The sequence below is a fragment of the Rhizohabitans arisaemae genome, assembly GCF_025996515.1.
Lineage (GTDB): Bacteria > Actinomycetota > Actinomycetes > Streptosporangiales > Streptosporangiaceae > Rhizohabitans > Rhizohabitans arisaemae.
This window is the reverse complement of sequence record NZ_BLRH01000014.1, coordinates 275,644-297,161: the sequence shown is the minus strand read 5'-3', so window position 1 is coordinate 297,161 and position 21,518 is coordinate 275,644. Positions and strand designations below refer to the sequence as shown.

At 68.0% G+C, this 21,518-nt stretch carries 18 protein-coding genes; 6 read left to right on the top strand and 12 right to left on the bottom strand.

Features of this window, described 5'->3' with window-relative positions:
- Positions 1 to 84: 84 nt before the first annotated feature.
- The 3 genes from RUR_RS07935 to RUR_RS07925 all read left to right on the top strand — a co-directional run bounded on the left by RUR_RS07935 (position 85) and on the right by RUR_RS07925 (position 4,159).
- A complete protein-coding gene (locus RUR_RS07935; protein WP_283134260.1) occupies positions 85 to 861 on the top strand; it encodes a TetR/AcrR family transcriptional regulator in 777 nt (258 codons plus the stop codon).
- A gap of 105 nt (positions 862 to 966) precedes the next feature.
- The gene (locus tag RUR_RS07930; RefSeq protein ID WP_283134259.1) at positions 967 to 2,580 is read left to right on the top strand and encodes a PucR family transcriptional regulator; all 1,614 of its coding nucleotides are present in this window, start codon (positions 967 to 969) and stop codon (positions 2,578 to 2,580) included.
- 82 nt (positions 2,581 to 2,662) lie between these two features.
- Entirely contained in the window at positions 2,663 to 4,159 is a 1,497-nt protein-coding gene (locus RUR_RS07925) for a phosphodiester glycosidase family protein (protein WP_283134258.1), read from the top strand.
- Here the strand turns inward: RUR_RS07925 and RUR_RS07920 are convergent.
- Positions 4,149 to 5,504 (bottom strand): sensor histidine kinase, encoded by a 1,356-nt coding sequence (locus RUR_RS07920; RefSeq protein WP_283134364.1) that lies wholly within the window; start codon positions 5,502 to 5,504, stop codon positions 4,149 to 4,151. The two genes, RUR_RS07925 and RUR_RS07920, sit on opposite strands and share 11 nt — an antisense overlap.
- 213 nt (positions 5,505 to 5,717) lie before the next feature.
- Between RUR_RS07920 and recD2 the strand changes: the two genes are divergently transcribed.
- Entirely contained in the window at positions 5,718 to 7,970 is a 2,253-nt protein-coding gene (gene recD2 / locus RUR_RS07915; RefSeq protein ID WP_428846980.1) for an SF1B family DNA helicase RecD2, read from the top strand.
- 173 nt (positions 7,971 to 8,143) lie between these two features.
- On the opposite strand, the gene RUR_RS07910 is transcribed toward recD2, so the two are convergent.
- The 4 genes from RUR_RS07910 to RUR_RS07895 form a co-directional block, all read right to left on the bottom strand.
- Positions 8,144 to 8,335, bottom strand: a complete 192-nt coding sequence (locus tag RUR_RS07910; RefSeq protein ID WP_283134256.1) for a hypothetical protein — start codon at positions 8,333 to 8,335, stop codon at positions 8,144 to 8,146.
- Positions 8,336 to 8,507: 172 nt separating this feature from the next.
- Positions 8,508 to 8,849 (bottom strand): hypothetical protein, encoded by a 342-nt coding sequence (locus RUR_RS07905; protein ID WP_283134255.1) that lies wholly within the window; start codon positions 8,847 to 8,849, stop codon positions 8,508 to 8,510.
- 54 nt (positions 8,850 to 8,903) lie between these two features.
- Positions 8,904 to 9,650 (bottom strand): IclR family transcriptional regulator, encoded by a 747-nt coding sequence (locus tag RUR_RS07900; RefSeq protein WP_283134254.1) that lies wholly within the window; start codon positions 9,648 to 9,650, stop codon positions 8,904 to 8,906.
- A 240-nt stretch (positions 9,651 to 9,890) separates the two neighbouring features.
- Positions 9,891 to 10,586 carry an ArsR/SmtB family transcription factor gene (locus tag RUR_RS07895; RefSeq protein ID WP_283134253.1) on the bottom strand — a complete coding sequence of 232 codons (696 nt, stop codon included), beginning with the start codon at positions 10,584 to 10,586 and terminating at the stop codon, positions 9,891 to 9,893.
- A gap of 343 nt (positions 10,587 to 10,929) precedes the next feature.
- Here RUR_RS07895 and RUR_RS07890 point away from each other — a divergent pair, with 343 nt between their 5' ends.
- The gene (locus tag RUR_RS07890; RefSeq protein WP_283134252.1) at positions 10,930 to 12,114 is read left to right on the top strand and encodes an MFS transporter; all 1,185 of its coding nucleotides are present in this window, start codon (positions 10,930 to 10,932) and stop codon (positions 12,112 to 12,114) included.
- 177 nt (positions 12,115 to 12,291) lie between these two features.
- Entirely contained in the window at positions 12,292 to 12,924 is a 633-nt protein-coding gene (locus RUR_RS07885) for a VC0807 family protein (RefSeq protein WP_283134251.1), read from the top strand.
- A gap of 45 nt (positions 12,925 to 12,969) precedes the next feature.
- Here RUR_RS07885 and RUR_RS07880 read toward each other — a convergent pair whose 3' ends face one another.
- The 7 genes from RUR_RS07880 to RUR_RS07850 all read right to left on the bottom strand — a co-directional run bounded on the left by RUR_RS07880 (position 12,970) and on the right by RUR_RS07850 (position 21,396).
- Entirely contained in the window at positions 12,970 to 13,950 is a 981-nt protein-coding gene (locus tag RUR_RS07880) for a matrixin family metalloprotease (protein WP_283134250.1), read from the bottom strand.
- A gap of 451 nt (positions 13,951 to 14,401) precedes the next feature.
- Positions 14,402 to 15,802, bottom strand: coding sequence for an NAD(P)/FAD-dependent oxidoreductase (locus tag RUR_RS07875; protein WP_283134249.1), 1,401 nt, complete (start codon positions 15,800 to 15,802; stop codon positions 14,402 to 14,404).
- 32 nt (positions 15,803 to 15,834) lie between these two features.
- Positions 15,835 to 16,647: an ABC transporter permease gene (locus tag RUR_RS07870; RefSeq protein WP_283134248.1), complete on the bottom strand. Its 813-nt coding sequence runs from the start codon at positions 16,645 to 16,647 to the stop codon at positions 15,835 to 15,837.
- Positions 16,644 to 17,507 carry an ABC transporter permease gene (locus tag RUR_RS07865; protein WP_283134247.1) on the bottom strand — a complete coding sequence of 288 codons (864 nt, stop codon included), beginning with the start codon at positions 17,505 to 17,507 and terminating at the stop codon, positions 16,644 to 16,646. The genes RUR_RS07870 and RUR_RS07865 overlap by 4 nt, the downstream gene beginning before the upstream one ends.
- A gap of 39 nt (positions 17,508 to 17,546) precedes the next feature.
- Positions 17,547 to 18,788, bottom strand: coding sequence for a polyamine ABC transporter substrate-binding protein (locus RUR_RS07860; protein ID WP_283134246.1), 1,242 nt, complete (start codon positions 18,786 to 18,788; stop codon positions 17,547 to 17,549).
- A 21-nt stretch (positions 18,789 to 18,809) separates the two neighbouring features.
- On the bottom strand, positions 18,810 to 19,958 hold the full coding sequence (locus RUR_RS07855; protein ID WP_283134245.1) for an ABC transporter ATP-binding protein: 1,149 nt from the start codon (positions 19,956 to 19,958) through the stop codon (positions 18,810 to 18,812).
- Positions 19,959 to 19,971: 13 nt separating this feature from the next.
- Positions 19,972 to 21,396, bottom strand: a complete 1,425-nt coding sequence (locus RUR_RS07850) for an aminobutyraldehyde dehydrogenase (protein WP_283134244.1) — start codon at positions 21,394 to 21,396, stop codon at positions 19,972 to 19,974.
- Between the last annotated feature and the right edge of the window lie 122 nt (positions 21,397 to 21,518).

The following is a 21,518-nucleotide window of genomic DNA, read 5'->3' as shown; positions in this document are numbered from 1 at the left end:
TCGTACGGCATTCGATGCCTCGAACACTGTACGACAGGATCGTACAGTGTGCCGTCGAGGCGTTTCGCTCTTATCCTTGGGCGCATGACGCACAAGCCCTTCACCTCGATCTGGGTCAGGACGGCGGCCGATCCCCGCGCGGGACGCGGCCCCGCGTTGAGCCGCGCCCAGATCGTGCGCGAGGCGATCGGCCTGCTCGACGCCGAGGGGCTCGACGCGCTGAGCATGCGGCGGCTGGCGACCCGGCTCGACTCCGCGGCCACCTCGCTCTACTGGCACGTCCCCGGCAAAGACGACCTGCTGGAGCTCGTCCTGGACGAGATCTGGGGGACCGTGCGCCTCCCCGATGTGGCGACGGTCACCTGGCGGGAGGGCGCCAACGTGTTCGCGTACCGCACCCGTGAAATGATCTTCAAGCACCCCTGGGTGGTCACGCTCATCTACACCCGTCCGGACTTCGGGCCCAACGCGGTGCGGGTGACCGACTGGGTCCAGACGCTCATGGAGAAGGCCGGGTTCACCGGGCTACAGGTGCACTACGCGTTCCAGGCACTCACCGCCTACGTCATCGGGGCCACGCACGGGGAGGTCTCGTGGCACACCTCGGCGATCCGCTCCGGGATGACCCAGCAGGATTGGATGGCCGCGGTGAAGGCCGCACTGCGGACGGCCTCCCCCGAGCACCGGCGGATTCTCCGCCGCTTCGACGACCTGGGGCACACCACCTCGGCCCAGCAGGAGGCGGTCTCCTTCGACTTCGGGCTCCTGGCGGTGCTCGACGGCCTGGAGGCCCGCCTGCGCCCCGATCCCCCGGCGCCCGCGCACAGGCCGGCCTTCGACCACCGGTCGGCACCCGGCTGATCGGCCGAGGCGGCGCAACGGTAGCGTCCGATGATGTACATCGGATAACAGACTGCTAACACTCGTCTGGTCTCGCTTACACATTGGTGGGTTACGCTCGGGCCTATGCTCCCCACGCTGGCCGACGTCCTCGCCTTGGACGCGCTGCGTCGTGGCAACCCCCGGGTCGTCGCGGGCTCGGACCGGCTGGAGACCCGCGTCCGCTGGGTGCACGTCGGAGAGATCACCGACATCGCCCACCTGCTCAAGGGCGGCGAGCTGATCCTGACCACCGGGATCGCCATGCCCGACGAGCCCGAGCGGCTCGTCGACTACGTGGTGGAACTCGCCGAGGTGGGCGCCTCCGGGCTCATCGTGGAGCTAGGCCGCAAGTTCGTCGGTGAACTCCCCCTGGAAGTGGTGAAGGCCGCCGAGGAGCACGGCCTGCCCTTGATCACCCTGGCCAGGGAGACCCCGTTCGTCCAGATCACCGAGTCGGTGCACGCCCGGATCATCGACATCCAGCTGGAGGAGCTGCGCGCCTCCAAGCAGCTGCACGAGGTGTTCACCGAACTCTCCGTGGAGGGCGCCTCCCCCGCCGAGGTGATCGCCCAGGTCACCAGGCTCTCCGGCCGTCCCTGCATCCTGGAGAACCTCGCCCACCAGGTGCTCGCCTGCGACTCGGCCGACCAGGACCCGTCGGCCCTGCTGGCGAGCTGGGAGATCAGATCGAGGACCGTCGCCCCGGCGGAGCGGACCGCCTACGACCCGGCGAGCGGCTGGCTCGTCACCACCGTGGGCGCCCGGGGGCAGGACTGGGGCCGGCTGATCCTGCTCTGCGACCAGGCCCCGGGCCCGCGCGACATCGTGCTCGCCGAGCGGGCCGCCACCACCCTCGCCCTCGGCCGCCTGCTCGAACGCCATCAGGAGAGCCTGGAGCGCCAGGCCCATGGGACGATCATCGCGGGCATCCTCACCCACGCCTACTCCGACCCCGACGAAGCCGCGGCCAGGGCCCGGGCCATGGGGGTCACGCTCAGCGGAAAGAAACTGCTCGGGGTGGTCCTGCGGCTGCGCGAGGTCGCCACCGAGCAGACCCTGGACGCCCAAGCCCTGCTCAGCGAGCTCGCCGAGGCGACCGCCGCGGCGTGCCGGGAGGCGCGGCTGCCCGCGCTCGTCGGCGCCCTCGACCAGAGCCGGGTCGGCGTCCTGCTCCCCCTGCCGCCCCGCTCCTCGGCCGAGGCCACCCTGACCGCGCTGGCCGGCCGGCTCCGTACGGCGTTCGCCCCGCCGTTCGTGCTGGCCGCGGGCTCGCTGGTGGACGCCGTACGCGACGTCCGCCGCAGCTTCTCCGAGGCCGAGCAGGTCGCCGACGTCGCCGTCCGGCGGCCGGACGGTCGCCCCTTCTACCGCCTCCCCGACCTCAGGCTCCGCGGCCTGCTCCACCTGCTCCGCGACGACGCCCGCCTGCAGACCTTCGCCGAGCGCGAGCTGGGACCCCTCCTCGCCCACGACGCCTCCCGGGGCGGCGACCTCACCCGCATCCTCACCGCCTATCTGGAGTCCGGCCGGAACAAGGCGGTCGCCGCGGGGCGGGCCCATCTGTCCCGCCCCGCCTTCTACGAACGGCTCCGCCGCCTCGAACGGGTCCTCAACACCGATCTGGACGACATCGAGTCGTGCCTGTCGCTCCACGTCGCCCTCCTCGCCCTGGAGTCGTTCCGCCGAGAGCACCCCTGAGCACCGCCGAATTCCACGGAATCGCCCTCGCCGGGCGTGTCGAGCCGACACGATGGAGCGAATCTATGGAAGGAATGACTTCATGGTGCGCCGCTCCCTGTTCGCCGGAATCGCCGCCTCGACGTTCACCGCCCCCTTGGTGATCGCCCCGCAGAGCGTCGCCGCGACCTCGGCGCCGCCGCCACCCGTGGTCGTCGAGGTGACCCGGTTCCCCCTCGGGCCGCAGGGCAAGACGGCCGCGACGCTCACCCGGGTCGGCCCGGGAGTCGACCTCTACAAGTACACGCACGGCGTCGCCTCCGACGGCTGGACGGTGTCGGTCATCGTCAACCGCGGCCGGGAGTACGGCACGCTCGCAATGGCAGAAAGCAAGGCGCAGGAGGTGATCGCCGCCGGGTTCGAACCCCGGGTCGAGCCGATCAACCAGCGCGCGGTCGCCGACGCGCCGGCCAGGATCGCCGGCTACACGGTCCGGGTGGGGATGTTCGGGCCCACCGAGAAGAAGCTCGCGACGGACCTCCAGAAGGAGCTCGCCGACGCCCAGATCCCCGCGAAGGTGGACTTCCTCGGCGACGACGGGGCCGACACCGCGGGGGGACCGTGGGATCTCCGGGTCGTCACCGTCGACCCCAGGAGGTTCGGCGGCGCATTCGAGGCCTCGCTCGGCAAGAGCGTCGCCGCCCGGGAGACCACGACGTCGATGGCGAAGGCGCGCAAGGCGATCGCCGCGATCAACGGCGGATTCTTCAACATCCACGCCCCGGCCGAAATGCGCGGTGAGCCGGTGGGCATCTCGGTCGTCGCGGGCAAACTGCTCAGCGAAGGCGTGAGCGGCCGGACGGCACTGGTGCTGCGTGGCAAGAAAGCCCAGGTCACCGAGCTGTCGGCGACGGTCCGGCTGAACACCCCGAACGGTGGTCACCACCGGGTCGACGGCGTCAACCGCCCGGCCGTCGAGGCGGACCGGATCATGCAGTACACCGCGGAATGGGGGGTCGCCACCCCGGCGGGCGACGGGACCGAGGCCGTGCTGGACGCGGCGGGGACCGTGACCGAGCTACGGCCCCGCGGCGGCAAGGTCCCCGCAGGCGGCAGCGTGATCCAGGGGGTCGGCGAGGGCGTCGCCTGGCTGGAGCAGAACGTCGCGGTGGGCGCGACCCTGAAGGTCACGACGAGTGTGGTGGACCTGCGGGCCAAGCGCCGGATCACCCTCGACCCGACCACCCACATCGTCGGCGGGGGGATCGCCGTCGTCCGGAACGGAAAAACCTGGATCAACGCCAAGACCAACGGGCACGCCTCGCTCAACATGCTCGTCCGGCGCCACCCGCGGACCCTGGCGGGGGTCGGCCGGGGCGGCAGGCTCATCCTCGTGACGGTCGACGGGCGCAAGCCGGAGTCGAGCGTCGGCGCCACGATGCACGAGGCGGCCAGGCTCATGCTCTGGCTCGGCGCACGGGAGGCGATCAACCTCGACGGCGGCGGCTCGACCACGATGGTCGTCGGAAACAAGGTGCGGAACCGCCCCTCGGACGGGCGCGAGCGGACCGTGGGCGACGCCCTCCTGGTCACCCCCTAGCCGATTCCCGGACGAGGGGGAGCCGCAGGACGAAGCGGGCGCCCCAGCCTGCGGGGCCGTCCTCGACCTTGAGGGTGCCCTGGTGCGCGGCGGCGATGTCATGGGCGATCGCCAGGCCGAGACCGCTCCCCCGCTCGTCCAGCCGCCACCCTTCGTCCAGCCGGACGAACCGCTCAAACACCCGTTCGCGGTCCTCCGGGGGGATGCCCGACCCGTCGTCGGTGACGCTGAGCAGACCGAAGGGGCCGTCAGGTCGTACCTCCACCTCCACCAGGCCCCGGGCGTGACGTTCGGCGTTGTCCATCAAGTTGGTGACGACGCGGGCGATCTGCATCCGGGCGCAGACGACGTCCGTTCCCTTCACCAGACGGGTCCGGATCTCCACCTGGGGGTGGCGGGTGCCTAGCTCCGCGGCGACCAGCTCGGCGAGGTCGATCCGCTCCTTGTCCGCGACGCCGCCGGTGCTGATCCGCGCCATCAGCAGCAGGTCGGTGACGATCGCCTCCAGCCGCTCGGTGTCCCGGAGCGCCGCCTTCAACGTCGCGATCAAATCGGTGTCGTACGGGTGGTCGAGTGCGTCCTCAAGCTCCAGGCGGAGCCCGGTGATGGGCGAGCGGAGCTCGTGGGACGCGTCGGAGGCGAACCGCCGCTGATGTTCGGCCGCGCGCTCCAGCCGGTCCAGGGTGGCGTTGGCGGTCCTGGCCAGCAGCGCCACCTCGTCCTCGCCCGGAGGCTGATAGACCCGGCGGCTCAGGTCGCTCTCGTTGATCTCGGCGAGCTGGGCGCGGATCGCCCGCACCGGTCCCAGGGTCCGGCCGGTCACCGCCCACGTGAACCAGCTGACCAGGCCGGTCAGCGCGGCCGCCGCCGCGACGCTCACGGCCTCGATGAACCCGCCGGCCAGAATCGGCGGCCGGACCTTGCCCGCGTAAACCACCGGGGAGTCCGGCCCGACGTTCACCCGGACCGCCGCCAGCATCAGGCAGGTACCGTTGTCACAGGTGAGCAGGTTCCACGTCCCATCCGTCGCCGACGGGCGGACGGTGTTCATCGGCTTGACGGGCGAGGCGTCCTTGCTGGCGGCGATGACCCGGCCGTCCTTGTCGACCACCTGGATCAGGTTGATCCCGTGCACCGTCTCCGGAATCCGGGAGATCATGGCCGGAATCGCGGTGCTCGTCCGCGCCGCCGCCAGATGCGCGTCGTTGAAGATGTGGCGGGTGATGACGTCGCGGACCGTCAGATCCACTCCGATGGTCAGCGGAATCAGCAGCAGCGCGGTGATGACGCCGACGATCAGTGTGATCCGCCCGCGGATGGATCGCGGCCAGAGGTAAACCGACATCGCCGTCACCGGTGCAGGGTTGTCTGAGCCTTCACGATGATCCCCCGATCAGATCAAGCCACAATCCCCCAGTGGTAACCATAGGTTACCCACTTACCTCAAATAGTAATATATGACCCTAGTGGGATTCGGCGGTGACCCTGAGCGACATCCCATCGGCCGCCTCGCGAGGCCTGGGTCAAACGACCCTCGGCGCCCGGTTGGTCGGGCAGAATGTCAGGCGTGTCCAGTGCCCCGTCCGCCGCCGTCCTGGAAGCGGTTCTCGAACGCATCACCTACGCCAACGAGGAGACCGGGTACACGATCGCCCGGGTGGCCGCCGACCGAAGCGGGGCCGATCTGCTCACCGTGGTCGGGCCGCTGCTGGGCGCCCAGCCCGGCGAGAGTCTGCGGCTCACCGGTCGATGGACATCTCACCCAAAATATGGCAAACAGTTCGAAGTCCATTCCTACACCACGATACTTCCCGCCACCATTCAAGGTATTCAGCGCTATCTGGGCTCGGGATTGATCAAGGGAATCGGCCCGAAAATGGCCGAGCGGATGGTCGGCCACTTCGGCACGGACATCCTGGAGGTGATCGAGGAGTCCCCCGCCCGGCTCATCGAGGTCCCCGGCCTCGGCCCCAAGCGCACCAAAATGATCGCCAAGGCGTGGGAGGAGCAGAAGTCGATCAAGGAGGTGATGGTCTTCCTCCAAGGGGTCGGCGTCTCCACCTCCCTCGCCGTCCGAATCTTCAAGCAGTACGGCGACTCGTCGATCTCCGTCGTCAAGAACGAGCCGTACCGGCTCGCCTCCGACGTCTGGGGCATCGGCTTCAAGACCGCGGACACGATCGCCCGCTCGGTCGGCATCCCGCACGACAGTCCGGAGCGGATCAAGGCGGGCCTCCAGTACACCCTCTCCGAAGCGGCCGACAACGGTCACTGCTTCCTCCCCGACCCCAATCTGGTCGCCGACGCCGCCAAGATCCTCGACGTCCCGCACGAGCTGATCGCACCCTGCCTCACCGAGCTCGTCGCCGACGAGGGCGTGGTCCGCGAGGACGTACCGGTCGGCGGCTCCCCCGCGCAGCCCGCCGACGAACCTCCGCCCACCGTGCCCGCCGTCTACCTCGTCCCCTTCCACCGCGCCGAACGCTCGCTCGCCTCCGGGCTGCTCGACCTGCTGGGCACCACCGAGGACCGGATGCCGGAGTTCGCGGGCGTCGACTGGGAGCGCGCCCTCGCCTGGCTGCGCGGCCGTACCGGCGCCGATCTCGCCCCCGAGCAGGAGGAGGCGGTACGACTGGCGCTCACCTCCAAGGTCGCGGTGCTCACCGGGGGTCCCGGGTGCGGCAAGAGCTTCACCGTCCGCTCCATCGTGGAGCTGGCCAAGGCCAAGCGAGCCAAGATCACGTTGGTGGCGCCGACCGGGCGGGCGGCCAAGCGGCTCTCCGAGCTCACCGGGCACGAGGCCGCCACCGTCCACCGCCTGCTGGAGCTCCGGCCCGGCGGCGACCCGACCTACGATCGCGACAACCCCCTCGACGTCGACCTGCTCGTCGTCGATGAGTCCTCGATGCTCGATCTGATCCTGGCGAACAAGCTGGTGAAGGCGGTGCCCCGCGGTGCCCACGTGCTCCTGGTGGGCGATGTGGACCAGCTCCCCTCGGTCGGCGCCGGCGAGGTGCTGCGCGACCTGCTCGCCTCCCCGGCGATCCCGCGGGTACGGCTGACGCGGATCTTCCGTCAGGCGGAGCAGTCCGGCATCGTGGTCAACGCCCACCGGATCAACTCCGGTTCGTCACCCCACCTCACGGGCTATCCGGATTTCTACTACTTCGCCTGTGAGCCGGAAGAGGATCCCGCCGAGGCGACCGCCGCGCTCACCGTCGACATCGTCGCGCGGCGGATCCCCCGGAAGTTCCGCTTCAACGCCCGGCGGGACATCCAGGTGCTGGCCCCGATGCACCGCGGACCGGCCGGGGCGGGCAACCTCAACATCCTGCTCCAGCAGTCCCTGACCCCCTCCCGCGAAGGACAGCCGGAGCGCCGGTACGGCGGCCGCGTCTTCCGCGTGGGCGACAAGGTCACCCAGCTCCGCAACAACTACGACAAGGGTGCCGCCGGGGTGTTCAACGGCACGGTCGGCGTGGTGACCGACCTGTCGGCGGAGGACCACAAGCTCACCGTGCTCACCGACGAGGACGAGTCCGTCGACTACGCCTTCGACGAACTCGACGAGCTGGCGCACGCCTACGCGGTGACGATCCACCGTTCACAGGGGAGCGAGTATCCGGTCGTGGTCATCCCGATCACCACAAGCTCCTGGATGATGCTTCAGCGCAACCTGCTCTACACCGCGGTCACCCGGGCGAAGCAGCTCGTGGTCCTGGTCGGCTCCCGCCGCGCGCTCGCGGTGGCCGTACGGACCGTCGGGGCCGGACGACGGCACACCGCGCTGGACCACCGCCTCAACCGCTGACGCTCGGCCCAGCCCGGTCCCCCGCGGCGGCCGTACGGACCATCGGCGTACGGTGTCGAAGGATGTCACGGACTGCGGTGGCCGTACCCGTGCTGATGCAACCGAGGTCGGCCGACGGTCGGTCGACACGGATGGCTGCACCGGCTCGGTGAAATGCCGCCGGGCCGGGTCGGTCAGCGGGTGGCGCCGGTTCCCACCCCGTCCGCGGCTTCGTCCAGGCGGGGTCGGACCGGGGCGCCGGCCAGGTCGTGGTAGCGGTGTTCGCAGCCGTAACCCACCCAGCGCCGTGGGCGGGTGACCACGGCGCCGACGATGAATCCGAAGAGCAGGCTGGCGAGGATCGAGAGAAGAAGTCCGAGGCCCATGACGGCTGCCTCCACGCAAAAGAGCCCCTGCTCCGTGGATCGGGAACAGGCTTGCGCCGAAGGTTACGACCAAGGGACGGCGGCGCGCTGAGAGACCATGGGATTTAGCCCGCAATGACCAGATGGATTGTAGGCAAATGCGGCTTTAGTCTGATTAATCAGCTACGGCTGATCAGGAACGCGAATTGTTGAAGCTGATGTTCACCACCGCGATCGCGATCCAGGCGATGAGGACGACGAGGACACCGGCGAACCCACCTGCGGCGCCGAGCGCGATCGCGGTGATCACCAATCCCATGCCCATGGAGCCGAGTGCGAGCCCGACCGCCGCCCCGTGGCTCGACTTTGGGCGCTTGGCGGCACCGGAGGCGGCCAGCCGGGCGTCGACCCGTTTGTCGATCTCCTCGCCGACCCGCTCGACAAAGCTCTCCGCGAGCGCCTTGTCATACTGTGACCCCAGCTCGCTTCGTGCGGCGAGCGTGGAGGCGACCTCGTCGGGCGGCAGGTTGAGCATGCGTTCACGATACATCGCGAGTTTTCCGAACGCGAGCCGATCAACCCGTCCCGTCTAGTCATACATTTCGCGAGAAATCCGCATCGCGGCCTCATGAATCATCGCCCCGTACTGCGGCCACAGGCGCCGGGGGAGCCGCTGCGCCGGGGTCGACACGGTGATGGCCGCGATAGGACGCCGCTCGGGGTCCAGCACGGCCGCCCCCACGGCGTTGACCTCGTCGCGCCACATTCCCGCGTTGACGGCGTACCCGCGGGCCCGTACCTCCTCCAGTGCGGCGAGCAGCGCCGGGAGCTCGGTCACGGTGGATTCGGTGAAGCGTTCGAGCCGGCCCGCGACGATCGGCTCCACCCGCTCCTCGGGCAGATAGGCCAGGTGCACCAGACCGGCCGCGCTCGCGTGGATCGGCGCCTGCGCTCCGATCCAGGTCAGGCTCCGTCCCGGCTGCGTACTCTCCACCTTGTCCAGCAGGACCATCCACGATCGGTCGTGGACCATCAGGCGTACCGTCTCCTTGGTCTGCCGTCCGAGCTCATGCATGATCGGTGTCGCGGCCGCGCGCAGGGTCTTCTCGCGCCGCTGCAGCAGCCCCGCCATCACCAGCGGACGGCTGGTCAGCATCCACCTCGTCTGTTCCCCGTGCTTGGACGGCCGGATCCACTCCACCTCCGCCAGCACCCGCAGGCTCCGCTGCACCGTGCTCTTGGGGAGGTCGAGGAGGCGGGCGAGTTCGCTGACCCCGACCGGCTGGTGGACGGCGACCTCGTCCAGTACGGCGAAGGCGATCGTCACGCTACGCATACGTTGACTCCCCAGTCGGCTTCTCAGGGTCAGCCCAACGGATTATGGCACCCACGTTCCGTTATGCGGCATGGTTTCGAGATATGTAGGGGCTTGGAGGATTTAGTCCTTGTGCTGATCGTCTGCTGGGAGTCAGCGCGTCTGAAGACCCCCGATCGGCCTCCCGCGGGCGACGGTGCCGTCTCCGGCCTCACCCGATTGATTGCGGCGGGCGGAACCCATGGTGACAGCGGATCCGCCTCACCGTTGCAGCAAAGCGTCGCCGAGCGGGGTACGGAAGTAGAGAACCTGGTGGCGATCGCGGCGGGAGGAGACCAATCCGGCGTCGCGCAACGCCGTGAGATGCGCGGACACCCCACTGGGACTCAGTCCGTACTGCTCCGCCAGGGTCGTCGTGGACGTCGGCCGGTCGAGTCCGGCGAGGATCATCGCGCGGGTACGGCCGATCAGCCGCTCCAACGCCTCCGGCGACCCCGCGCTCGGCTGCCGCCACAGGTCGCCCACCCCCCGCACCGGGTAGGAGATGGTCGGCTGCCACGGTGAGGCCGAGATGACGGCGGTGGACGGCCAGATGAAGACGCTCGGCAGCAGCACGACGCCGACCCCGCCGACCAGGCGCTCCCGGACGTAGTGGTCGGACAGGCTCAGGATCCCGTCCTGGTAGGTGAGCTTCTTGTTGATGTCGGTGAAGACCCTGGCCAGTCCGTATTCGGTCAGGGTCCGGGCGCGGTGGGCGATGTCGGCTTCGAGCAGCCGGCGGATACGACCCCAGTAGGGGTGGATCAACAGTTTCCAGCACCGGGCGCAGAGGTCGACGAGCTGATCCCGGGAGGCCGCCGGGTCCTCAAGCAGCTTCTCGATCAGCGCTCGCGCCGCCGGATCGCGCTGGTCGGCGAGGGTGCGACGGAACTCCGAGACGACGGTCTCGGCGGGCACCGCCCGTACCGTCTCCAGTTCCTCCTCGATCTCGATGGCGGGCCGGGCCGGAGGTGGCGACAGAAAATCGGGCGTTTCCCCCCGTAATGGCTGAAGCGCGATAATCGGGCTCAGGTCAAGTCGGGTGAGCTGCTCCTTGACATCTTTCAGCCAAGCCAGATGAAAGGCGTGCCGTCGTACATCATGGATGACACGGACCGCCGCGACAGTCTCCCATAACGGAGATATCGCAAATCTGCTGAAAAGCAGGTCCTCGTCCGTGAATAGCAGCCTATATGCCATATTTCATTCGTTTCTAGATGAATCACTCGCGCTGTGATCCTAGAACAGCCACGGTGAGCGCGTGACCCAGACATCCGTTGATGGGCGATACCGCGACGCACTGGCCATCCCGGAATTCCGCGCGATCTTCATATCCCACGTGGTCTCCATGCTTGGGACGGTGATCACCGAGTTCTCGCTCATGGTGCTCGTGTACGAGCGGACGCAATCCCCGTTCCTCTCCGCGCTCGTCTTCACGCTCGGCTTCTCCCCACACCTGTTCGGCGGAACGCTCCTCAACGCCCTGGTGGACCGCGTCCCGATCCGGCGGCTCCTGGTCGGCTCCAACCTCGTCACCGCGCTGCTCTCCTGTGCCATGGCGATTCCCGGCATCCCCATCGTCGTCCTGCTCCTCCTCGCGTTCTGTGTGGGACTCGTCGCCCCGGTGTTCAGCGGAGCCCGATCGGCCACCCTTCCCGACGTGCTCCCCGATCACGCCTACATCCCCGGCCGCAGCCTGTTCCGGCTCGTCGCGCAGTTGACCCTGATGGCCGGATTCACCCTCACCGGTCTCCTGCTGACCGCGATCGAGCCGCACCTCGCACTCCTGATCGTCGGCGCCTGCTTCCTGCTCTCCGCCGCGGTTCTCCGGTTCGGCACCAAGGAACGCGCGACCAAGAAGGAAACCCAGGGGTCACTCCTGCGGGACTCCCTCTCAGGTCTGCGCCGGGTCATGGCGGTCCCGCCGCTCCGGCGGATTCTGCTCCTCGGCTGGTGGGTCCCCGCACTCGCGATCTTCCCTTCCGCGCTCGCGGTCCCGTACACCCGCGCGCAGGGCTTCGACACCTTCGCCCTCGGCCTCTTCCTGACCGCGATGCCGATCGGAAGCGTGATCGGGGAGCTGTTCGGGGTCTGGCTGAAAATCCGGAGAATCATCCCGCTGGCCGTATGCGTGTTCCTGCCCCAGCTCATGTTCGCCACCGAACCCGGACTATGGCTGTCGATCGCGATCCTGGCGGTTTCCGGTATCGGTTTCGCCCACCATCTCGGCCTCGATCGGCGGCTTATCGAGGCGGCCCCGGAGAACCTGCGGTCCCGCGCCCTCAGTCTGCAGTCCGCAGGATTGATGTTCTGGCAGGGCCTGGGGTTCGCCGTCGCCGGGGCGGCCGCGGAATTCGCCGATCCGACGGTGGTCATCCCGGTCAGCGCGGTCATCGGGCTCGTCTGTGTCATCGCTCTCCGGCGTACGGAACATTCGTCACTTTGACCTCAGTTATGGTGTCCTGTCACTAATCGTAGATCTATTTGTTGGTGATACAGGAGTTTGGGCTACGGTAAGCGCTCGGGCCCATTGTCAGCTTCCCGGCCAGGCTCGCGCGCCGCGAGCCGGGTCGTGCGAGGGGACGGTCGCCCATCCGGCACGATCGCCCCCTGGTGGAGTCCCATGCCCGTCCCCCCTGTCACCCTCCCCCGCGTCACCGCGCTGGTGAAGCAGGCGATACCCCGCGTCCTCGAAGGGGTGATCGCCCCGTTGGTGGTGTTCTACGTGGCACTGGCGGTCCTCGGACTCACCGGTGCCCTCGTCGCCGCGGTCTGCTGGGTCTACGGAGGGGTCGCCTGGCGGCTCATCCTGCGCCGCCCGGTGCCCGGGACGATGGTGCTCGCCGCCATCGCGATCACCGCCCGGGCGGCCCTCGGGTTCTGGACCGGGAGCGAGGTCGTCTACTTCCTGCAACCGGAACTCGGCACGATCTGCATCAGCATGGCGTTCCTCGCCTCGGTACGGCTGCGCAGGCCGCTCGTCCAGAAGCTCACCTTGGACTACATCCATCTGCCCTCGGCCGTACTCCGGCATCACCGGGTACGGCGGTTCTTCGCGCGGATCACCCTGCTCTGGGCCTTCGTCCTGCTCGCCAACTCGGCGATGAGCATCTGGCTGCTGCTGAGCCAGTCCATCGGCGCCTACCTCGTGATCCGCACCTGCGCGGTCGCGGTGGTCAGCGGGGCGGCCCTGGCGATCTCGGTGTACGCCTTCCGCCGGTGCCTGCGCCGGCTGACCGTCGCCGTACCGGCGTGAGACGTCCCACGTGGGACGGCCCCACGTGGGAACGGCTCCGGCCGATCACCAGTACATGACGGCGGACTTGCCCGACTGCCAGGCGGAGTAGAGACGCATCCGCAGGACGTATCTGCGGTCCTGGAAGAGTTTCTGCTTCAGCGTCGCGTTCCGCGGGGCGCCGCTGTCGTCGTCCCCCGTCACGTACCGGAGCTCGTCGCCGACCTGCTCGAAGAGGACGAGCACCACGTCGGTCGAACCGAACGTGCCGAAGGTGTAGTCGCGGGTGGCCTCCGGGGCGATGGAGAAGTCCGCCTGCTGCCCGGAGGCGAGGTCGAGCGGGACGGACTCGAACGGCTTCAGCGGCGGCGGCCCCTCGGGTGCGAGCGGCGGATACCACTGCCGGATGTACTCCGCGTCCACCGGGGAGATGGTGCCCGGCGGGCTTATCCCCTCATTGCGATACTTCTCCGGCGCGAGGATGAGGCCGGGCGGGAACGAGTACTCCATCACCGAGTTCGGGTCCCAGGTCGAGCCCGAGACCTCCTGGGTGTTGAGCTTGCGGAGCACGTTGTGGAAGGTCTGCTGGCGCGTCCAGTTGTTGGGCGGGCCGCCGAGGTGGGCGTAGACGGCCTCTTCGTCCCACTGGATGCCGGTGAAGGGGTTCTGGTGCTCGTGCGGCATGCCGAGCGTGTGCCCGATCTCGTGCAGCGCGGTGGTACGGCCGTACGGCGTGGTGAGGTCCCAGCCGAAGTTCATGGTGCGCTCGTTCACGCCCGCCTGCAGGATCCCCCGGCCGAGGTAGGACCACGAGCCGTCGAAATCCATGAACCCGATCCTGATCTCGGCCTGGTTGCGATCGGAGACCTCGCGGAACTCCAGCCCGATGCCGAGGTCCTTCCAGACCTGGAAGGCGTCCCGGACGACCTGCCGCTGAGCCTCGGCGCCGACCCAGGTGACGAATCGGGACGTGCCGTTGGTGAAGCGGACCTGGGATCCGTCTTCTTTCCGGTCGAAGAAGTAATAATGCAGAGCCGTACCGTTCACCCATTTAGCGCTGAACTGGAGAATTGCGCGTGCCCGATCATGCCCGATCCCCGGAGGAATGACGGGCTCCGACTGGGGCGGAAGCGCACAATAGCTAAACTTCTGATCCATACCGCCTCCTCAACGATCCCTCCGATCCAAGGACCGCGGCGAAGGATCGCCCATCCGGAGAATCCTCCGCGATCAGTCGGCCTTCCGGCCCGGGGACGGCGAATCGGTCACCCGTCCGGCCCACCCGATCCTCAACCTGGGGATGGTTTTCCTCATCATCTAGAGGGATATTCCATGACATTGTGCATAAATGCATAATCAAGTGATTCGGCAGGCACTCCCACCGTGCCAATCTCCGTCATCAGCCCACATCTTTACATAGAGATTGCTGGATTCAACGACTCTGACGCCGCGTTTTCCGACAATGCCCGGATGATCAATGTCGTGCGGGAAACCGCCGCTACGAGTCGAAGCCGACGCCCAAGGCGTCCAGGGTGCGCAGCCACAGGTTGCGGCGGCCCTGGTCCTCGTCCGCCCGGGCGATCGACCAGCGGGTCAGCTGAACCACCCCCGACCGGATCGGCTCGGGCGGGAACGGGATCGGGGTCTGCCGGACCATGGCCAGGCGCGTCCGCTCGGTGGCGGTCCCCGAGAGCAGATCCAGCATGACGTTCCCCCCGAACCGGCTCGCCCCGACCCCGAGCCCGGTGTACCCGGCGGCGTAGGCCACGCGTGCGCCGTACGCCGTCCCGAAGAACGCGGAGAACCGGCTGCAGGTGTCGATCACGCCGCCCCAGCGGTGGCTGAACCGTACCCCGTCGAGCTGGGGAAACGTCTGATAGAAGTGCTCGGCCAGCGTCAGGAACGTCCGGTCGCGCTGGTTGTGCGCACCCTTGATCAGACCACCGTTGTAATAGATCGCGTCGTATCCGCCCCAGAGGATTCGGTTGTCGTGGGTGAGCCGGTAGTAATGGAACCGATTGGCCGAGTCCCCGATGCCCTGACGGTTCCGCCACCCCACCGAGGCGAGCAGGCGCTCCGGGATCGGCTCGGTGACCAGGGCGTAGTCGTAGACCGGGATGACCAGGTGCCGGAGCCGCCGGAGCAGCGGGGCGAAGACGCCCGTGCCCAGGGCGACCTGCCGGGCACGGATCCCTCCCCCGGGCGTGCGGACCGCCATCGAAGCCCCCGCCGCGCGCAGGTCGAGCGCCGGGGTCCGCTCGTGGACGCGGACCCCGAGGGAGAGACAGGCGTCCCGCAACCCCCAGGCGAGCCGCACCGGGTCGATCATCGCGACCCCCCGCCGATCCCACAGCCCGGCCAGGTAGGTGGGCGAATCCACCTCGGCTCGGACCCGGTCCCGGTCGAGCTCCTCGATCGTGTCCCCGCCGCAAAGGCTCCGGGCGGCCGCCGCCTCCTCGGCCAGCTCCGGCACCTGCCACGCCTCGGTCGCCACATGCATCTCGCCGGAGCGCCGGAAGTCGCAGTCGATCCCGTGGCGCGCGACGGTCCGCTCGATCTCGTCCAGGTTGGCCAGCCCCTGGCGCTGGAGCTCCGGCATCTCCCCGGGCCAGCGGGCGAGCCCGTTGCCGATGCCGTGGGTGAGGCTCGCCGCGCAGAACCCCCCGTTACGGCCGGTCGCCGCCCAGCCGATCCGGCGTCCCTCGATCAGGGTCACCGCCCGGCCGGGGTCCCGCTCCTTGGCCAGCAGCGCGGTCCACAACCCGGTGAATCCCCCGCCGATCACCAGCAGGTCGGTCTCGGCGGCGCCGTCGAGCCGGGGCGACTCCGACCGGCCGCGCGGATCGTCGAGCCAGTAGACCCGCCGTTCCGCGTCCTTGATCCCTTTGGCCGGATCCATTCGACCTCCTCACCCTCACCCGATCGGCGAGGTCACGCTTTGCGGCGGGAGGCGACCGCGTTGACGATGGCGAGAGCCGCGCCCAAGGCGAAGATGAGCGTGCCCATCACGTTCACCTGCGGAGGGATGCCCACTTTGACGGAGCCGACGATCCACAGGGGGAAGGTGGAGGTGGAGCCGTTGACGAAGCTTGTCACCACATAGTCGTCGATGGACAGGGCGAAGGCGAGCAGGCCGCCCGCCACCACGCCGGGCATGATCGCGGGCAGGGTCACCAGCCGGAAGGTGTCCCAGGTGCTCGCCCCGAGGTCCCGCGCCGCCTCCTCCAGGGACGGGTCGAGCCCCACCACCCGGGCCCGGACCGTCACCGTGACGAACGCGAGGGCGAACAGCACATGGGCGATGACGATGGTGGCGTGGCCGCGCTGCAGGTTCCCCGAGACGAACAGGGAGAGCAGGGAGGCGCCCATGACCAGCTCGGGGGTGGAGATCGCCGTGAAGATCAGGAAGTTGGAGATCCCCCGGCCCCGGAACCGGTAGCGGCCCAGGGCGAGCCCGAGCAGCGTCCCGATGACGGTGGTCAGCACGGTGGCGGCCACCGCGATGAGCAAAGAGTTGATCAGAGCCTGGGTGAGCCCGTCGATCTCGAAGAGCCGCCGGTACCACTCCAGGGTGAACCCCTGCCAGGAGGTGTTGGAGCGGCTCTTGCGGTCGTTGAACCCGAACAGGATCATCACGGCGATCGGTGTGGACAGCCATACGATGATCAGCCAGGTGTAGGCGTGCAGCAGCCGGTCGCCCAGGCGCCCACGCCCGGTCCCGGCCTTGCGGGCGACGGTGGTCATCGGGCGGCCGCCTCCATCACGTTCTCGGTCCCGAGCGCCCTCGCGTACACGAAGATGCCGATGAGCAGCACCGCCATGAGCATGAACGAGAGCGCCGAGGCGGCCGGATAGTCGTTGTTCACCAGGTACTCGGTGTAGATGATGTTGCCGATCATGGTGTTCGAGGTCCCGCCGAGGATCTGGGCGTTGACCGGATCCGAGGTGGCCGGAATGAACGTCATGAGCACCCCGGCGAACACCCCGGGCAGCGAGAGCGGGAGCACGACCCGGACGAAGGCCTGGAACCGCCCCGCGTACAGGTCCTGGGCGGCCTCGATCACCCGGGGGTCGACCCGCTCCAGCGCCACGTAGATCGGCAACACCATGAAGGGGAGGAAGTTGTAGACCAGCCCCCCGATCACCGCGGTCGTCGTGGCGAGGATGTGGAAGTCGTCGGGGATGAGGCCGAGATCGCGCAGCGGCGCGAGCACGATGCCGTCGTCGGCGAGGAGGAACCCCCAGGAGATCGTCCGCAGGACGAAGGAGACGAAGAACGGCAGCAGGATCAGGAAGAGGTAGACCGATTTTCGGCGACCGGCTTTGAAGGCGATCCAGTACGCCATGGGGTAGGCGACGACCAGCATGATGACCGTCGCGATGCCGCCGTACACGATCGAACGCAGGAACTGCGTGTGGTACTGCGCGAACACCTCACCGAAGATCGCGATGTTGAAGGTCTGGCTGAAGCCGTCCATGAGGTTGCCGGTCTGCAGGGCGACCGAGGCCATGGTGGCGATCGGCACCACCAGGAAGACGGCGAGCCAGAGGCCGCCGGGCAGGGCGAGCAGGTACGGCGCCAGCGCCGCCCGTACCCGCCTCATCGCGCCGCCGTTTCGGGGAGTCGGATCTCGCGCACGGCCCTATCCCTGAGTGATCGGCTGGAAGATGTTCTGGAAGGACTGCTCCTCGGCGTTGCTCAGTGTCTTGTAGCTGCGCAGCCGGGCGTAGTCCGCGTCGCTGGGGAAGATCGCCGAGCTGGAGACCATCAGCTCCATCGCCTTCTTGTCCTCGCCGCTCAGACTGCCGACCTTGGCGGACAGGACGTCCTTGACGGCCGGCACCGGGGTGACGTACTGAATGAACTCCGCGAGCTGCGCGGCGGTGTCGGGCTTGTAGAGGTAGTCCATGAGCGCGAGCGCGTCGACCGGGTTGGCGGCGCCCTTGGGGATCATCATGGAGTCCACCCAGATCGTCCCGCCCTCCTGGGGGACGACGAACTCCACCGGCTCGCCGGCGAGCTGCCGCTGGAAGACGTCGCCGGACCACGCCATGCTCAGCCAGATGTCGCCGCGGGCCACCGCATCGATATACGACTGATCGTAATATTTCCGGACAATGCCAGCTTCGCGCTGCTCCTTGAGCTTCGCCCCGGCCTTCTCCCAGTCGGGCAGGGTCGACTTGTCCGGGTCGATGCCGAGCGCGAACATCGCGAAGTTGGCGATCTCCTGGGTGTCGGACATCATGCCGACCTTCCCCTTGTATTTCGGATCCCAGAGGGACTGAATACTGGTGATCTTTTCCTTCACGAACTCGGTGTTGACCGCGATCCCGGTGATCCCCGCCTGGAACGGAATCGAGTAGGTGTTGTTCGCGTCGTAGGACGGGTTCTTGAACTTCGTCCCCGCGTTCGCCGCGAAGTTGGGGAGCTGCGCGTGGTCGAGGGGGATCAGATAGCCGAGCTGCTGCATCTTGGTGAAATGGATGCCGTTGGTCATGACGACGATGTCGTAACCCAGCGGCTGACCGGCGCGCAGCTGCGGCTCGGACTTTCCGAAGAAGTCGGCGTTGTCCTGGATGACTTCCTTGTACTCCCAGGCGATCCCGGTCTCCTGCTGAAACGTCTTCAGCGGATCACGGCCCTCCGGCATGTACTCCGGCCAGTTGGCGAAGACCACCTTGCCGTTCTTCTGCTTCCCCGCCCAGAACTTCTCCATCTCGCTCTGCCGGGGAGGCGCGGCCTTCTGCCCCTGGACACCGCAGGCGGCCAGGGCGAGACCGGCCGCGGAGAGTCCGGCGAGCCGCAACGCCTGTCTGCGGGTGACGAGTGACGCGTCCTGACGCCCGAAGCGTGACTGGGTCAATCCACGGAACAGCTGTGACATGGGGAGCTCCAGGAGGTGGGACTAGGCGCCGCGGAGGGCGTACGAGTGCTGGGGCCGCCAGGACAACCACACCGAGTCGCCGCGCTCCGCCGTACTCGTGCCGTCCATGGCGTTCTGTTCGAAGACGGTCACCTCGGCGCCCCCGTCGAGGGTGACCACGTAGCTGTTGTAGGTCCCGAGGTACACGACCTCGGAGACGGTCCCCCGGACCTGCGAAACCTCCTGATCCCGCCGCTGCCTGGCGATAGTGATCTTCTCGGGCCGCACGGTGATGACGGCGGCCTCCCCCTGCCCCGGGGCCGACCCCGAGGGGATCAGGATCCGATCGTCGGATCCGAGGCTGAGTACGGCGTGCGCGCCGTCGACCGCGGAGACGGTCCCGTTGATCAGGTTGGAGGTGCCGATGAACCCCGCCACGAAGGCGGTCGCCGGCTGCTCGTAGATCTCCCGCGGCCCGGCGAGCTGCTCCACCACACCGTCGTTCATGACGGCGATCCGGTCGCTCATGGTGAGCGCCTCGCTCTGATCGTGGGTGACGTAGACGAAGGTGATCCCGACCTCACGCTGAATGCGCTTGAGCTCGATCTGCATCGTGTGGCGGAGCTTGAGGTCCAGGGCACCGAGCGGTTCGTCCAGCAGGAGCGCCCGCGGGCGGTTGACCAGGGCTCTGGCCAGGGCGACCCGCTGCTGCTGCCCGCCGGACATCTCCCTCGGACGACGCTTCTCCCGCCCGGTCAGGCCCACGACCTCCAGGATCTCCCCGACCCTGGTCTTGATCTCCTGGGCGGCCACCTTGCGGCGCTTCAACCCGAAGGCCACGTTCTCCCAGACGTTCATGTGCGGGAACAGGGCGTAGGACTGGAAGACCATGTTGACGTCACGGCGGTTCGGCGGGACGTCGGTGACGTCCTGGCCGTACAGGCGGACCACACCCCGGGTGGGATCCTCGAAACCGGCGATCATGCGCATGGTCGTGGTCTTGCCGCAGCCCGACGGACCGAGCAGCGAGAAGAACTCTCCTTCGGCGATGTCCAGACTGACGCCTTTGACCGCGTGGACGACTTCGCCGTGAACGGTGTATTCCTTCGCCACGTCGACAAGCTCGATCGCGGACGTGCGATCTACGCGAGCGTTGGCCGTAACCGCCCCGGCGACCTGGGGTTTTACCATCTATCAGCCACCTTTACTCGCCTATATAGTGCATTACATGCTTAATGCGGGTGTAGTCCTCAAACCCATATATAGATAGATCTTTGCCGTAGCCCGAGTGCTTGAACCCCCCATGCGGCATCTCCGAGACAAACGGAATATGGGTGTTGACCCAGACGGCGCCGAAGTCCAGGCGCTTGGTCATCCGCATCGCCCGCCTGTGGTCGTTGGTCCAGACACTCGCCGACAGGCCGTACCTGACGTCGTTGGCCCAGCGGACCGCGAGATCCTCGTCGGTGAAGCTCTGCACCGTGATCACCGGGCCGAAGACCTCGTCCTGGACCAGCTCGTCGTCCTGCTCCAGGCCGGAGACGACCGTGGGGGCGAACAGATAGCCCCGATCGCCGACCTGGTGTCCCCCGGCGAGCACCTCGCCACGGGTCCGCTCCATGAAGCCCTTCATCACGGCCAGCCGATCGGCGTTGTTCACCGGGCCGAAGTCGGCGTCCGCCACGTCGAGCCCGCCGACCTTGGTGCCGCGGGCCGCCTCGGCCAGCGCGGCGGTGAAGTCATCGGCGATCCGCGCGTCGACGAGCACCCGGCAGGCCGCCGTACAGTCCTGACCTGCGTTGAAGTAGCCCGCGCCCGCGATCCGCGCTGCGGCCGACGCCACGTCGGCATCGTCGAACACGACCACGGGGGCCTTGCCGCCAAGCTCCAGATGGACCCGCTTGAGATCCGCGGCGGCCGCCCGGGCGACCTCCATGCCCGCCCGCACCGATCCGGTGAGCGCCAGCATCTGCGGGACGGGGTGGGCGGTGAGCGCACGGCCGGTGTCCCGATCGCCGCAGATCACGTTGAAGACGCCGGGCGGGAAGAACTCCGCGGCGATCTCGGCGAGGAGGAGCGTGCTCACCGGTGTGGTCTCGGACGGCTTAAGCACCACCGTGTTCCCGGCCGCGATCGCGGGGGCGAACTTCCACACCGCCATCATCATCGGGTAGTTCCACGGGGTCACCTGGCCGACCACACCGATCGGCTCCCGCCGGATACTCGAGGTGTGGTCCGCCAGGTACTCGCCGGTCGCCTTCCCCTCAAGAATCCGTGACGCGGCAGCGAAGAAGCGGATATTGTCCACCATGGGCGGAACTTCATCGCTCATCGTAAGTCCGCGTGGTTTACCGGTGTTTTTACACTCAGCTTCCACGATCTCCTCAGCGCGAGCCTCCACGGCGTCCGCGAACTTCAGGAGAGCGTTGCTCCGCTCCTGCGGCGTGACATCGCGCCACTTCTCGAACGCGGCCGCCGCGGCGCGGTAGGCGGCGTCCACATCCCGTTCGCCGGAGACGGGGGCCTGGGCGTAGACCACCCCGGTACTTGGATCGATCACCTCGGAGAGGCTGTCGCTCTCGGCGTCCGTAAACTCCCCGTTGATGAAGTTCTGCAGCCGGGCTCTCACAGCGGACTCCTCCGGTTCCAGTGGCCGAGTCCTGGCGACTCTGGCAGAGTAAGCTACGCAAGACAAGGGATTTCGTGGTGAATATATCAAATTGCGACGAAATCCCTTGATCATGGCAGGAA

Excerpts from the sequence above, each read along its gene's own strand:
- RUR_RS07885 (WP_283134251.1), top strand. The coding sequence starts at position 12,292 with ATGCCCGTCCCCCCTGTCACCCTCCCCCGCGTCACCGCGCTGGTGAAG.
- RUR_RS07905 (WP_283134255.1), bottom strand. The coding sequence starts at position 8,849 with ATGCTCAACCTGCCGCCCGACGAGGTCGCCTCCACGCTCGCCGCACGA.
- RUR_RS07925 (WP_283134258.1), top strand. The coding sequence starts at position 2,663 with ATGGTGCGCCGCTCCCTGTTCGCCGGAATCGCCGCCTCGACGTTCACC.
- RUR_RS07910 (WP_283134256.1), bottom strand. The coding sequence starts at position 8,335 with ATGGGCCTCGGACTTCTTCTCTCGATCCTCGCCAGCCTGCTCTTCGGA.
- RUR_RS07920 (WP_283134364.1), bottom strand. The coding sequence starts at position 5,504 with ATGTCGGTTTACCTCTGGCCGCGATCCATCCGCGGGCGGATCACACTG.
- RUR_RS07900 (WP_283134254.1), bottom strand. The coding sequence starts at position 9,650 with ATGCGTAGCGTGACGATCGCCTTCGCCGTACTGGACGAGGTCGCCGTC.
- RUR_RS07875 (WP_283134249.1), bottom strand. The coding sequence starts at position 15,802 with ATGGATCCGGCCAAAGGGATCAAGGACGCGGAACGGCGGGTCTACTGG.
- RUR_RS07930 (WP_283134259.1), top strand. The coding sequence starts at position 967 with ATGCTCCCCACGCTGGCCGACGTCCTCGCCTTGGACGCGCTGCGTCGT.
- RUR_RS07855 (WP_283134245.1), bottom strand. The coding sequence starts at position 19,958 with ATGGTAAAACCCCAGGTCGCCGGGGCGGTTACGGCCAACGCTCGCGTA.
- RUR_RS07860 (WP_283134246.1), bottom strand. The coding sequence starts at position 18,788 with ATGTCACAGCTGTTCCGTGGATTGACCCAGTCACGCTTCGGGCGTCAG.
- recD2 (WP_428846980.1), top strand. The coding sequence starts at position 5,718 with ATGTCAGGCGTGTCCAGTGCCCCGTCCGCCGCCGTCCTGGAAGCGGTT.
- RUR_RS07935 (WP_283134260.1), top strand. The coding sequence starts at position 85 with ATGACGCACAAGCCCTTCACCTCGATCTGGGTCAGGACGGCGGCCGAT.
- RUR_RS07865 (WP_283134247.1), bottom strand. The coding sequence starts at position 17,507 with ATGAGGCGGGTACGGGCGGCGCTGGCGCCGTACCTGCTCGCCCTGCCC.
- RUR_RS07870 (WP_283134248.1), bottom strand. The coding sequence starts at position 16,647 with ATGACCACCGTCGCCCGCAAGGCCGGGACCGGGCGTGGGCGCCTGGGC.